Source organism: Pseudoflavonifractor sp. 524-17 (assembly GCF_009935845.1).
GTDB lineage: Bacteria > Bacillota > Clostridia > Oscillospirales > Oscillospiraceae > Pseudoflavonifractor_A.
Map to the genome: position 1 here is coordinate 1 of NZ_QWEK01000075.1, position 12315 is coordinate 12315.

The window sequence follows — 12315 nt, forward strand, 5'->3', positions numbered from 1 at the left end:
TAGAGTATTGCCCATTATCGTACCATGGGAATCTCCTCCTTTCGACAGATGAGACAGAATTGATTAAATTTTCCTGTTCTGGTTCTAAGATAACATAGCAATAGAAAAAAGTCAACAGTTACAGCACAATTTCTCGGGGGGAAATTTATAAAACTATAATGAAAATGGTTACATAATGGGATCAAACAGGGAGAGCTGCTCCGGGGGCGGGGGAGCCAGGGCGGGGCGCTCCAGGGCCACCAGGCGGCGGAGGAGGCCGTCGGGGGAAATACGCAGCCCCTCCACCTGCTTTCCGCCGCAGGTGAGGAAGTACTGGGCCCGTTTGAGCACCACCCCCAGCTTTTTCAGCCCCTGGAAGGAGAGGGGGCCGCTCCGCCGGGCGGTAAGAATCCGCCGGGCGCTGACCACCCCCACCCCCGGCACCCGGAGAAGGGCCTCATAGTCGGCGGTGTTGACCTCCACGGGGAAGAACTCCATATGGGCCAGGGCCCAGGAGCACTTGGGGTCCACCCGGGGGTCCAGGTTAGGGCAGCGGTCGTCCAGCAGCTCTTCCGCCCGGAAGGAGTAGAACCGCAGCAGCCAGTCCGCCTGGTAGAGCCGGTGCTCCCGGAGGAGGGGAGGCTGAAACCCCTGGGGCGCGGGGAGGAGCCTGCTGGTGGACACCGGCACATAAGCGGAGTAGAAGACCCGCTTCAGGCGGTATTTGTCATATAAGCTCTGGGTGAGGGTGAGAATGTGTTTGTCGCTCTCCGGGGTGGCGCCGATGATCATCTGTGTGGACTGGCCCGCCGGGGCGAACCGGGGCGCGTGCTTGTACTGGACGATCTCCCGCTTGGACTGCCGGATGCCGTCCCGGATCTGGGCCATGGGGGTGAGGATAGCCGTCTTTTTCTTGTCCGGGGCCAGAAGGGAGAGACTGTGCTGGGAGGGCAGCTCAATATTGACGCTGAGCCGGTCGGCCAGCAGGCCAAGACGCTGGGTAAGGAGCGGGTCGGCCCCGGGGATGGCCTTGGCGTGGATGTAGCCCCAGAACCGGTACTCCCGCCGGAGCAGGGAGAGAGTTTCGATCATCCGCTCGGTGGTGTAGTCCGGGTCCCGGGCCACGGCGGAGGAGAGGAACAGGCCCTCGATATAGTTCCGGCGGTAAAACCCCATGGTGAGCTCGCACAGCTCCCGGGGGGAGAAGGCCGCCCGGGGCAGGTCGTTGGACCGGCGGTTGACGCAGTACTGGCAGTCGTAGACACAGTAGTTGGTCATCAGCACCTTGAGCAGCGTGACGCACCGTCCGTCCGCAGAAAAGCTGTGGCAGCAGCCGGTGGACATGGTGCTGCCCATCCCCCCCGGCCGGCCTGTCCGGTTCAGTCCGCTGGACGTACACGCCGCGTCGTACTTGGCCGCGTCCGCCAGAATGGTCAATTTGTCCATCAGTTCCATAAATCTTGCCTCCCAGTTCTTTTTCTTGAAAGAAAAAGAACCAAAAAGAACTTCCACATTTGGATTAGAACAGTTGTGCGATTATCATACCACCGGCGGGCGGGGAAGTCAATCAGGGCGGAAAAGAAGCCCGCCCGGTTTTACCGGGCGGGCCGAGCGGGGGCGTCAGGAGTTGGCCTGGATCGTGTTGTCCATCGGGATGGCCTTTTCGGCGCAGGAATCCAAGAGCTGGGACAGCGCCCGATCGGAGTGGGGATCGATGGCGTAGACCTCCGAGTTGAGGGTGATGTAAGAGAAGTAACAGCGCAGCGTAAGTTTTGTACCGTCGGTCAGCTCAATGCGAACGCTGGGGATCCCGCCGCCCGATGGTTCTTCCACGTGGCTGGGGTCCAGCTGGCAGTAGAACACCAGATCCTGGAGGGCCCGCGCCAATTCCTCAATCTCCTCCCAGGAGAGGTCGTAGGAGGAGTAGGAAAAACAAGACTGAAAGCTGGCATGCACCGATTCCACCTGATCCGCCTGAAAATCCGCGAAAGGACGCTGGGGATACTTGACCGGCGGTTTTCTGGTCAGAAGGAAGACGCAGCCCCCGGCGATGACGGCGGCCTCCAGGATAGCGATGACAAGGACGATGGTAAACCGGCGGGCACGTGTGTTCATCTCATCACCTCACAGAGCAGGCTCCATACCTAAGGAACCGCTACGGCTTGGCCCAGGTGTCGTCTCCAACCAGGGCGCCGGCCTTTTCAATGCAGGAATCCTCGAACCAGGAGACAGCCAGGGAGTATTCGGAATCCACCGCGTAGATTTTCGAGTTCAGGTGGACATGATCGGAGCAGGAACAGAGGGTAAATTCTGTGCCGTCCGTCAGCTTGATTTGAAAGTCGGGTGCTTTTCCGCCGGTCCTCGGCTGTTGGCTATAGTAGCTGGGGTCCATCTCGCAAAAGAAGTACATCCACTGGAGGGCCTTCACCAGCTCCTCAATTTCCTCCCGGGAGAGATCGTAGGGGGAGTAGTTGATTGGGTGCCCAAACACAACGCGCACCGATTCCACCTGCTCGGCTTGAAACTCCGCGAAGGGCTGCCAGGGAACCTGGGGCTGGGGCTTTCTGGTCAGGAAAAAGACGCAGCCCCCGGCGATGATGACGGCCTCCAGAATGGCGACGGCCAGGAGGACGGCGGGAAGGCGGCGGGAATTTGTGTTCATCTGACTGCCTCCTTTCCGGTCTGTTCATCTTGGATGGTCTCAGAGGTACCGCTTCTAATAGTGCCGGGAGAGCTCCTGGGTCATTCCTGCGGCTCTCTCCCGCTGCTCGGGGGTCATATGGACGGTGATCTCCGGCTGCTGGAGGATGATCTCCATGGCCAGATAGTCCAGGAAGCACAGGTCGGGGCGTTCCTCCCTGCACGTCTCGTAGTAGTCCATCAGCACCACGCCGCCGTCCGGGCGGCACTCCAGCTCAGAAAGGCCGTTGAAGCAGTAGCGTACAGCGGCATACCCCTCCTCTGGTGTGACAAACAGGGACATTTCTATCAGGAAAGGATAATTGACAATGGTTTCCACCAGAGCGGGGGTAGTAAGCTCCCCCAAAATATCCTCTGGGATTTGGCAGACTGCAGCCCTGTCATGGGGGGTTGGGTAGCCGAACCACTCCGAGGTCCCCGGCTGAATGGGATATTCATAGGGGATATCAATGGAATAGGGACTGTCTGGGTCGATTGGGGACTCTGCGGTGGCGGTGTAAATTCCCGCTGCGGCGGCAGTGACACCTGCGGTTAGAAAAGCCGCGAAAACCCATTTTTTTCGCCATACCATAAACTCGACCTCCTTTTTGCTCATAGTACTATATTTTTTGGAATAGCTAGAGAATATAATACTCTCTGAAATTCCGCCCGGTGAAACCGGGCGGAATTGTGTCATTTCTAGGTGCATTATTTTATCTGATAAAATATAACATTTCTTCCATATGATTCTGGAACATTGAATAATGTGTGCGAATAAAGACCCCATTTTCCCCATTTAGAGACGACAGTTATAGCATTTGGTGAACTAGTTCCGCCAGCGTTACTTACACTCTGCACAATTGCGGAATGGACAAAATTTCCGTTTGCCAATATTCTATATACTGCTCTATTGCCAGCCACAGGGGCCGATATATTTCTAGTACAATAGGGATCATTAATAAAATCATTAGGATAATCAATCCACCATTTATTAGCGCTAGAAGTATTATACCATGCGTAAGAATGGCAATTATATTTATTCGTAGGTTGACGTAAGGGAGATAACGAGTATTTCTCTAACACAAGCGCATTTATATCATTAATCTCAGCCTCTGTTAGTTCTGGTTTATCATAGGTACACCAAGATTTTGTAACCTCATATCCACTAGGGGTTTTGGGGTAGGCAACATTTGCTGCTGGGGTTGGTTGCAACCTAAAAAAAGTGGACATTTCCTGTGTCATAGTTGAGGCACGTTGTTGCTGAGCGGGCGACATATGAACGGTGATTTCTGGTTGCTGGAGGATTATTTCCATAGTCATAAAGTCAAGGAAAATAAGGTCAGAACGTTGCTTTTTGCATATTTCATAGTAGTCCATTAATACCGCTCCGCCATCTGGACGGCGCTCTAACTCAGGAAGACCATTAAAGCAAGCATGTACAGCAGCATACCCCTCTTCAGGAGTAGCAAATAAAGTCATTTCTACAAGAAAAGGATAGTTGACAATGGTTTCTACAAGGGCTGGGGTAGTCAGCTTGCCCAAAATGTCCTCCGGGATTTGGCATAAGACGGCTTTTTCATGGGTCGTTTCATAGGCATCCCACTCCGGTGTTCCAGGCTGAATGGGATATTCATAGGGGGTGTCGATGGTATACGGACTGTCAATGGAGTTTTGGGTTGCACTAGAGTCTGGAGCCTCGGTGGCCGCTGCATAAACGCAAACGGTAGAAAAGATCAGGGCGATAGACAGAAGAATGCTAAAGAACCGCTCCCTTTGCTTTGTCATAGTGATAACCATCCTCTCTAATAGTGCGTTACACTGAATATAACTATAGTATAGTTACGTGGAATTTTGTATAGGGCAACAGCCTCTTACTATACCAAGGGAACCACCTTATTTCAGAGAGTCAGGAAAAATTGAGTAAATTTTCCTGCTGTAAACCTAGATTAACATAATTATATGAAAAAGTCAACAATAAATAGCCTGATTATTTCGAAATAATTTATATAGTTTAAATGAAAACGATTACATAGATAAGTCAGACAAATGGTAGAGATTTTATAGAAAACCCACCCGTGTATAAAAAGCGCCGGAAGGGGGCATACTCCAGTCATCCGAATGATGGGAGGAATTTACATGGGCGTCAGTTTTGAGAGCAGCGAGACCCGGCTGAATCTGATGCGGGCCTTTGCGGGGGAGAGCCAGGCCCGCAGCCGCTATCTGTTTGCCGCCGGTCTGGCCCGGAAGCAGGGCCTTCACGTGATTGAGGGGGTATTTACCTTTACCGCCGGCCAGGAGGGGGCCCACGCCAAGGTATTTTATCATGAGCTGGGCAAGCTGTGCGGTCAGACCATACAGGTGGACGGCGCCTATCCCGTGGACCTGTACCCCACGGTGCTGGAGCATCTCCGGGCGGCCCGGCACAACGAATATCAGGAGTATGAGCACGTGTACACCGGCTTTGCCAAGACAGCCAAAGAGGAGGGGTTTCCGGAGATTTCCCATATCTTCTCCGAAATCGCCCGGATTGAACAGATCCACGGGGACCGGTTCGGCCGGCTGGCGGATCTGCTGGAGGAGGAGCGGCTCTTTGTGGCGGAGGAGAAGATTTCGTGGATGTGCCTCAAGTGCGGCCACGTGGTGGAGGGGGCCGCGGCCCCGGCGGTATGTCCGGTGTGCCGGCATCCCCAGGGGTACTTTGTCCGCTTCGAGCTGTCTCCCTACCCCCCGAACCGGCTGTAATTTGACTGAATTCCGGCCCCAAAACCGGCGTCTGCTGTGCCAGACGCCGGTTTTTTGTGGAAGCAGGCAAAAAAGGCAGCGGAGGGATTGACAGGGGGGAGGGCAGGTGTTACAATAGCCCGCAAGAACCGATTGTCGCGGGGCAACCCGCCGCAATGATAGAGGCGCGGAACGGCAAGAGTATCCGGCAGTTTGGGGCAGGCACCCCGCCGGAGAAAGGGCTGTACCGCCGAAGGGCTGGCCCCCTGCCTGGGGGGCGGTGACCTGGGCCGCCGGGAGAAGATCTCGCGGACTGCCACATCGCTGTGTGGAGCGCTATCATTGGACAACAAGGGCGCCCGGAGAGAACAGCGGGTGCGCTCGTCGCCATGAACGCTTCCAGCAGGAAGGTTCGTGGCTTTTTTGCTGTCTGGGAAGGCGGCGAAACAAATTAAGAACCTGGAAAATGGAGGAACCAAAAATGAAGAAGAATGTCCTTGCTCTCGCCATGGCTGTGTCCATGGGACTGTCCCTGTCCGCCTGCGGCAGCGGCACCGCCAGCCAGCCCCAGGAGTCCGCCGCTCCCTCCGCCCAGGTGAGCGATAACGGCAGCGGCCCCGTGGCCAGCGGCGTGGAGGACGGCGTGCTCACCGTGGGGATGGAGTGCGCCTACGCCCCCTATAACTGGACCCAGATGAACGACGCCAACGGCGCGGTGCCCATCTCCAACGTCCCCGGGTCCTACGCCAACGGCTACGACGTGATGATCGCCAAGAAGATCTGCGAGGCCAACGGCTGGGAGCTGGAGGTGGTGTCCACCGCGTGGGACTCCCTGACCCCATCCCTCCAGAGCGGCACCATTGACGTGGCCATCGCCGGCCAGTCCATGACCGCCACCCGCATGGCCGAGGTGGACATGGCGGGCCCCTATTACTACGCCACCATTGTCTGCGTCACCACCTCCGGCAGCCAGTACGCCAGCGCCGCTTCCATTTCCGACCTGGCCGGGGGCAGCTGCACCGCCCAGTCCGGCACCATCTGGTACGACTCCTGCCTGCCCCAGATTGAGGGCGCCCAGATCCAGACCGCCGCGGAGACCGCCCCCGCCATGATCATGCAGCTGGAAACCGGCACCGTGGACTTCATCTGCACCGATATGCCCACCGCCATGGGCGCCGTGGCCAAGAACCCGGATCTGAAGGTCCTGGACTTCTCCGGCACCGGCGGGGACTTCCAGTTCGCCAGCGAGGAGGAGCGGGCGGAAAACGTGAACATCGGTATGTCCGTGGTGAAGGGCAACAGCGAACTGCGGGAGGCGATGGACAAGGTCCTGTCCGGCATGACCCAGGAGGATTTTGAGAAGATGATGGGCGACGCCATTGCCGTCCAGCCCGAGATTTAAGAAAGAATCCATGATGAGAGGAGCCGGTCACCCTTATGGATAAGGTAATCAAGCTGGGGCAGGACATGGCCCGCCTGTGGCAGGCATACGCCCCCGGCTATCTCAGCGGTGTCAAAAATACCCTGATCCTGGCGCTGGTGGCCACGGTGATTGGCTGCCTCATCGGCCTGGCCTGCGGTATTCTGAACACCATCCCCTACACCAGGAACGACTCTATGGGAAAGCGGTTTTTCCTAAAGCTCATCCGGGTGGCGGTGCGGGCCTATGTGGAGATCTTCCGGGGCACCCCTATGGTGCTCCAGGCGGTGTTTATCTACTACGGCCTGCCCTATTTCTCCGGCAACGCTATGCGCTTTCACGACGTATGGACCGCGGCCATCCTGATCGTGTCCATCAACACCGGGGCCTATATGGCCGAGTCGGTGCGGGGAGGCATCCTGTCCATCGACCCGGGCCAGACCGAGGGGGCGAAGGCCATCGGCATGAACCATTTCCAGACCATGACCAGCGTCATTCTCCCCCAGGCCCTGCGCAACATCATGCCCCAGATCGGCAACAACTTCATCATCAACATTAAGGATACCTCGGTGATGTTCATCATCAGCTTTACCGAGTTTTTCGCCTTCCACCGGTACATTACTGGTGTGAATAATATGTACTTCCCCTCCGCCGCCATTGAGATGATCGGCTATCTTTGCATGACGCTGGCGGCCTCCTTCCTGCTGCGGTGGGCGGAGCGGCGCATGGACGGTTCGGACAGCTACGAGCTGGTGCAGACCGACCCCCTCACCATGACGGCGGGGACCTACAGCCACCCCAAGCGGGGGAGCAATTTCGACGAGCAGAGCAAAGAGGAGCGCAGCCGTATCCGGCAGGAGCTGAAGTACGGCCGCAGCAGGGGGGATCGGTAAGATGAACGACGCCATTCTGGAGGTGCGCCACCTCTCTAAATCCTTCGGCAGCAACGCCGTGCTCAAGGATATTGACTTCACCGTCCGTCCCGGGGATGTGACCAGCGTCATCGGCGCGTCTGGCTCCGGCAAGTCCACGCTGCTGCGGTGCATCAACCTGCTGGAGACCCCCACCAACGGAGAGATCTTCTTCCACGGGGAGGACATCGCCGGCCGGAAGGTGAAGGCGTCGGTGTACCGCTCCAAGGTGGGCATGGTGTTCCAGTCCTTCAACCTGTTCAACAACATGACCGTGCTGGAAAACTGCATGGTGGGGCAGACCAAGGTGCTCAAGCGGGACAAGGAGACCGCCCGGAAGCGGGCGCTCCAGTACCTGGAGCAGGTGGGCATGGCCCCCTACATCAACGCCCGGCCCCGGCAGATCTCCGGCGGACAGAAGCAGCGGGTGGCCATCGCCCGGGCCCTGGCCATGGAGCCGGAGATCCTCCTCTTCGACGAGCCCACCTCCGCCCTGGACCCGGAGATGGTGGGGGAGGTGCTCTCCGTCATGCGGGACCTGGCCGCCCGGGGCATGACCATGCTGGTGGTCACCCACGAGATGGCCTTCGCCCGGGATGTGTCCAACCACGTGGTCTATATGGCCGACGGCGTCATCTGCGAGGAGGGCGCCCCCAAAGACCTCTTTGAAAACCCCAAACAGGCCAGAACCAAGGAGTTTTTGGCCCGGTTTATGGCGAAATAAAGAGAAAAAAGCACCCGGATGGGACGAATTTTGTCCCCACCGGGTGTTTTTTTGCCTATGGCTCTTTGTTCTGATCGCCGCTTTGGTTCTCCGGGGGCGTTTCGCCGGCGTCCTTTCGCTTACGCGCCATCAGCTCCCACAGGATCATGAGGGACAGGGAGAAATTGAGGGCCAGGACAACCGCGGTGCCCAGGGGCGCAGTGAGCATGACGAAAAACACCAGAACACCCGCCATTATGGATACAATGAAACCTTCCGGCAATGGGAACATCTCCCTTCAAAAGAAGTGGCCTTGCATAATTTAAGAAAGATTAAGTGTGTCCTGAAGCTTATAGTCATCGGAAACGATTCCGGGAGTAAAACTAATCCCAGGAGGACAACTGACAGTAAAAGAAACATCAGTTATACTTGTACTCGGAATACTGTAACACCCCAAAGCAGAACAATAACGATCATTTATATTGCTTTTGTATGCTGTGCAGGATATAAGTCCACTGAGGTATGTTGCATAGTCATAGACATAAGTATTCCCTACCCCAGCTGACAAATGTGGTATCCTAAATTTTGCTCCAATTCCAGATGTCGAATTAGCTTGGACATTCAATCTTTGGCTGACATCTTCGACGGGGCTATCATGTCTGGCTCTGCCATAGTAAATGTAGCTGCCATAAGAACTACCATCAATGGAAAGCTGAGGGTTAAAAGCTAGGCCCACGACGCCTTCGATCGAACCGAACTTGCTTGTAACAGCAGGTAATTGAAGATAACGGAATATAGTTGCTACATAATATTTGTTGCTATTTGTTGCTGTTGTTGGTTTTCTCAAATCTAAGCGTTAACTCTATAATAGAAAAGGTCTTTTTAACTTCTCCGCCAGGATTGATGTTGAAGGGCGTAAGCGAGTACATTCGGTATTGTAGGGGGAGTTCATCATATGTTTGGACTTTTTCTGTAGAGAGTGTTTGTTCCTCATTAACTACATAGTCTGTCACGATATATGAAGTTTTGGTTGATACCTCCTCCAGCGGGCCGTACTGGGCAACCATTTCTTGATAGAGTTCATCGTGTTCGATCACTTCCTGAACGATTGCTTTAAAGAACTTTTTCATACGTGAAACTCCTTACTCCATATTGTGATGATTATTGTAGATGGCTGTCTAATTATCCTTTACGATGAGAAGTAAGAAAGTTTCAATCATAGCACATTGGAATCAACCCCAATCCGTATATTTACTATCATTACTTATAATATAGCATATATTTCCTAAAAAGTAAAATAGAAATTGTTATATGTAACCAGTTACAAAAGAAGAAAAGGAAAGAAATTTATTATTACTTTTAAATTAAAGCTGCAAATCAACTTGCGGAATAAAAGGCTGAATCCATTGCCGCGCAAAGGGTTCATGAAGAGGGCAACAACACAGATGAGAAAAAACGTTAAGATGGTGATAAAATTCTATACAGAGTTTTATAGAAAAGCGGAATGAAAACGGTTACCTTTCGCACCTGCTGAAAGGAATCAACGCCCTTCTCTGATTCCAGAGCGGAGAAGCTACGGGGCGTTTCACCCGGTTCACGGCGAAAGCAGTACGAAAATCCCCGGCATGGAATCCATGCCGGGCGTCTTTGCGGTAATGCTACATGGAAAAAATGCGGAACTCCCACAGGGGGCTGATAATGGGCAGGCGGTAGAACTTTTCCTTCCGGTTGGTCACCAGAAGGTGGCCGGTGGAGAGGTCAACATCAAAGGTGAGGAGCCTTGTCTTATAGTGGAAGGTCAGCGGATCGCCGTTGACGGGGGTGGTAAGCTCGCTGGAACCGGAGACCCGGTACCAGGGGAAAAGGGGGGCCTTCTCAAGGATGATACAGTAAAAGGGGTAACGGGGCGTCACCTCCTCCGGAATGGCGACGGCGTAAATGCGCACCTCGCTGTCAATGTAGATCTCATACTGGGAGACGTCCTCCGGCCATATCTGATAGGAGCGGGGGATATCATGGGGATAGTAAGTGTGCTCGCGCAGTACCTGGGGGAGGGCTGTCATGTCATCCAGGGAATCGGCGCGGAGGGGAAATTCGCGGGAGTAGTACCAGACTTTATAGATGGAGAAGACCACAACAATCGCAACATAACAGCCCAGCCCAAGAAAAATTTTTTTTGTCAGCTTGTCCATTTTATATAGCTCCACTGTGGATAGTAATAGAGCGCATAATAGATGTCTTCCGCAGACTTTGCATTTCTTGATTCAATAACAAGGCCCTCGTTATAGGTTTCATTTAAGAAGGTTTTGCTATAATCATCAACAGCATATGCGAGGTATTTGGAGCCATATCGTTGGATTTCTTCACCCTCATAGTATACAGGAGCAGTACCATGATGTACAAGGGTATAGGAATAATCGAAACGCCTACAAGTAAGAGGTGGATTAGTTTTATTATACCACCTTATATAACCTTCCGAAATTATACCCAAGGCTGCTACGACTAGCCCTGCAACTTTAGAGGCAAAAACCATTGGAAGTCCAAGTAATAGTGTAATATCACTGGTAAGTTGAGCGAGGGTCATTGATACAGATGGCGGGGTATAGGTCACAGTAGGCCATTCAGCAGTACTTGAAGCCGAACGGAGCACATCTACCGACATCGTATAGGTTGGGTTCATACCGCCTGTGTAGTGGACTGTGCCATAGTATGTACCAGATACGAGCGGTGCCGGAGTGTTGTAAAGCTGCTCAGGTTGAGGGAGTGGTGTAGATACCTCATCAAACAGTACTCCATTGTTGTACTGCTGACATATTACCATACCATTCTCTTCTTTGACAACAATCTCGTATATATTATTGTCCGATGTTTCAAGCGTCAGAGTCCCACTCTCCTCATCGAATTCAGACGAGATAATTGTTCCGGGCGGATAGCTTGCGGCAAGGCTGGGGCAGAAGGTCAAGATCATTGCCAAGCTAAGGACGGTTGCAACTAACTTTCGAAGTTTCATAATTAACCTCCTTAGTAACTCTGGAAACCGATCTTACTTGAGTAAGGCCCTACTCTATGTTCCAAGTATAGCATATATTTCCTATAAGGTCAAATAGAAATACCATATGTAACCAGTTATATGAGAAAAAGAAATATATAAAATATTTTTAAATTAGAGTCATAGATCGACTTGCGGAATAAAAAGGCTGAATCCATTGCCCCGCAAAGGATTCATGAAGGAGACAACAACACATCTGGGAAAGAACGTTGAGATAGTGACAAAGTTCTATACAGCGCTTTATAGAAAAATGGAATGAAAGCGGTTAACTTTTACAGACTATAACCAACTTCCTCTAACCATGCCTATCCACATCGTACCTACCGAAAGGAATCAACGCCCTTCCTCTGATTCCAGAGCGGAGAAGTTACAGGGCGTTTCACCTAGAAAAGGAAGTATCACTTGCAAAAATCGCAGCTCCGCTGTCACCATAATCACACTGATAATCTGCTTCTGCTAATTTTCTAAAGACTGTTCCTTCTATATTTAGTGTGAGGCCTGTACGTGATACGGTACCGTGCGTAATGCCAGATACTGCTCCTGCCATGTATACAGCTGTTCCTGCCTTAGGGGATAGGAAATTGCTACTGGCACCTGCAAAACTGTTCCCATACTCTGGAGTAATTATAGATACATCTAGAAGATCGTTGGCATAAGAGCGGGCGGTTGCAATTTTAGACATACCTATGGAAGGAAAAACATCGGCTTGTCCAAAGGAAGAAAATCCATGCCCGGCAGAATATGCTGTTGTACTATTTTTTATTGGTCCCAAAGTATATAGTGATAGTACTTGAAAAAGCACAAAGCGAAGTAGTATAATGAAGATATGAGTTATCCAATAAAATACAGAGAA

Annotated in this window: 14 protein-coding genes and 1 riboswitch; of the genes, 4 read left to right on the plus strand and 10 right to left on the minus strand. The window is 52.9% G+C overall.

Going from position 1 to position 12315, the window contains the following annotated elements; all coding sequences use genetic code 11:
* Window positions 1-168: 168 nt before the first annotated feature.
* From D1159_RS17605 to D1159_RS17625, 5 genes are all read right to left on the minus strand, one after another.
* The gene (locus tag D1159_RS17605) at window positions 169-1434 is read right to left on the minus strand and encodes a putative DNA modification/repair radical SAM protein (protein WP_161846918.1); all 1266 of its coding nucleotides are present in this window, start codon (window positions 1432-1434) and stop codon (window positions 169-171) included.
* 165 nt (window positions 1435-1599) lie between these two features.
* Entirely contained in the window at window positions 1600-2094 is a 495-nt protein-coding gene (locus D1159_RS17610; protein WP_161846919.1) for a hypothetical protein, read from the minus strand.
* 40 nt (window positions 2095-2134) lie between these two features.
* On the minus strand, window positions 2135-2641 hold the full coding sequence (locus D1159_RS17615) for a hypothetical protein (protein ID WP_161846920.1): 507 nt from the start codon (window positions 2639-2641) through the stop codon (window positions 2135-2137).
* A gap of 54 nt (window positions 2642-2695) precedes the next feature.
* Window positions 2696-3250, minus strand: coding sequence for a hypothetical protein (locus D1159_RS17620; protein ID WP_161846921.1), 555 nt, complete (start codon window positions 3248-3250; stop codon window positions 2696-2698).
* A gap of 116 nt (window positions 3251-3366) precedes the next feature.
* Entirely contained in the window at window positions 3367-4443 is a 1077-nt protein-coding gene (locus D1159_RS17625) for a hypothetical protein (protein WP_161846922.1), read from the minus strand.
* Window positions 4444-4794: 351 nt separating this feature from the next.
* Here D1159_RS17625 and rbr point away from each other — a divergent pair, with 351 nt between their 5' ends.
* From rbr to D1159_RS17650, 4 genes are all read left to right on the plus strand, one after another.
* Window positions 4795-5400, plus strand: coding sequence for a rubrerythrin (gene rbr / locus D1159_RS17630; protein ID WP_161846923.1), 606 nt, complete (start codon window positions 4795-4797; stop codon window positions 5398-5400).
* 151 nt (window positions 5401-5551) lie between these two features.
* Window positions 5552-5726, plus strand: a riboswitch (Lysine riboswitch).
* 134 nt (window positions 5727-5860) lie between these two features.
* Window positions 5861-6781, plus strand: coding sequence for a transporter substrate-binding domain-containing protein (locus D1159_RS17640; protein ID WP_161846925.1), 921 nt, complete (start codon window positions 5861-5863; stop codon window positions 6779-6781).
* Window positions 6782-6816: 35 nt separating this feature from the next.
* Window positions 6817-7692: an amino acid ABC transporter permease gene (locus D1159_RS17645; RefSeq protein ID WP_161846926.1), complete on the plus strand. Its 876-nt coding sequence runs from the start codon at window positions 6817-6819 to the stop codon at window positions 7690-7692.
* A gap of 1 nt (window position 7693) precedes the next feature.
* Window positions 7694-8434 carry an amino acid ABC transporter ATP-binding protein gene (locus tag D1159_RS17650; RefSeq protein WP_161846927.1) on the plus strand — a complete coding sequence of 247 codons (741 nt, stop codon included), beginning with the start codon at window positions 7694-7696 and terminating at the stop codon, window positions 8432-8434.
* Between the two features lie 55 nt (window positions 8435-8489).
* On the opposite strand, the gene D1159_RS17655 is transcribed toward D1159_RS17650, so the two are convergent.
* From D1159_RS17655 to D1159_RS17675, 5 genes are all read right to left on the minus strand, one after another.
* Window positions 8490-8696 (minus strand): hypothetical protein, encoded by a 207-nt coding sequence (locus D1159_RS17655; protein ID WP_161846928.1) that lies wholly within the window; start codon window positions 8694-8696, stop codon window positions 8490-8492.
* A gap of 535 nt (window positions 8697-9231) precedes the next feature.
* Window positions 9232-9543: a hypothetical protein gene (locus tag D1159_RS17660; protein ID WP_161846929.1), complete on the minus strand. Its 312-nt coding sequence runs from the start codon at window positions 9541-9543 to the stop codon at window positions 9232-9234.
* A gap of 528 nt (window positions 9544-10071) precedes the next feature.
* Window positions 10072-10605, minus strand: coding sequence for a hypothetical protein (locus D1159_RS17665; RefSeq protein ID WP_161846930.1), 534 nt, complete (start codon window positions 10603-10605; stop codon window positions 10072-10074).
* Window positions 10593-11423 carry a hypothetical protein gene (locus D1159_RS17670; RefSeq protein WP_161846931.1) on the minus strand — a complete coding sequence of 277 codons (831 nt, stop codon included), beginning with the start codon at window positions 11421-11423 and terminating at the stop codon, window positions 10593-10595. Before D1159_RS17670 ends, D1159_RS17665 begins: the two co-directional genes overlap by 13 nt.
* Before the next feature lie 418 nt (window positions 11424-11841).
* The coding region (locus D1159_RS17675) for a hypothetical protein (RefSeq protein ID WP_161846932.1) at window positions 11842-12315 on the minus strand (474 nt) is incomplete at its 5' end.

What these genes read in the sequence shown, in the direction of transcription:
- D1159_RS17605 (WP_161846918.1), bottom strand. Translation starts at nt 1,434, where the DNA reads ATGGAACTGATGGACAAATTGACCATTCTGGCGGACGCGGCCAAGTAC.
- D1159_RS17610 (WP_161846919.1), bottom strand. Translation starts at nt 2,094, where the DNA reads ATGAACACACGTGCCCGCCGGTTTACCATCGTCCTTGTCATCGCTATC.
- D1159_RS17615 (WP_161846920.1), bottom strand. Translation starts at nt 2,641, where the DNA reads ATGAACACAAATTCCCGCCGCCTTCCCGCCGTCCTCCTGGCCGTCGCC.
- D1159_RS17620 (WP_161846921.1), bottom strand. Translation starts at nt 3,250, where the DNA reads ATGGTATGGCGAAAAAAATGGGTTTTCGCGGCTTTTCTAACCGCAGGT.
- D1159_RS17625 (WP_161846922.1), bottom strand. Translation starts at nt 4,443, where the DNA reads ATGACAAAGCAAAGGGAGCGGTTCTTTAGCATTCTTCTGTCTATCGCC.
- rbr (WP_161846923.1), top strand. Translation starts at nt 4,795, where the DNA reads ATGGGCGTCAGTTTTGAGAGCAGCGAGACCCGGCTGAATCTGATGCGG.
- D1159_RS17640 (WP_161846925.1), top strand. Translation starts at nt 5,861, where the DNA reads ATGAAGAAGAATGTCCTTGCTCTCGCCATGGCTGTGTCCATGGGACTG.
- D1159_RS17645 (WP_161846926.1), top strand. Translation starts at nt 6,817, where the DNA reads ATGGATAAGGTAATCAAGCTGGGGCAGGACATGGCCCGCCTGTGGCAG.
- D1159_RS17650 (WP_161846927.1), top strand. Translation starts at nt 7,694, where the DNA reads ATGAACGACGCCATTCTGGAGGTGCGCCACCTCTCTAAATCCTTCGGC.
- D1159_RS17660 (WP_161846929.1), bottom strand. Translation starts at nt 9,543, where the DNA reads ATGAAAAAGTTCTTTAAAGCAATCGTTCAGGAAGTGATCGAACACGAT.
- D1159_RS17665 (WP_161846930.1), bottom strand. Translation starts at nt 10,605, where the DNA reads ATGGACAAGCTGACAAAAAAAATTTTTCTTGGGCTGGGCTGTTATGTT.
- D1159_RS17670 (WP_161846931.1), bottom strand. Translation starts at nt 11,423, where the DNA reads ATGAAACTTCGAAAGTTAGTTGCAACCGTCCTTAGCTTGGCAATGATC.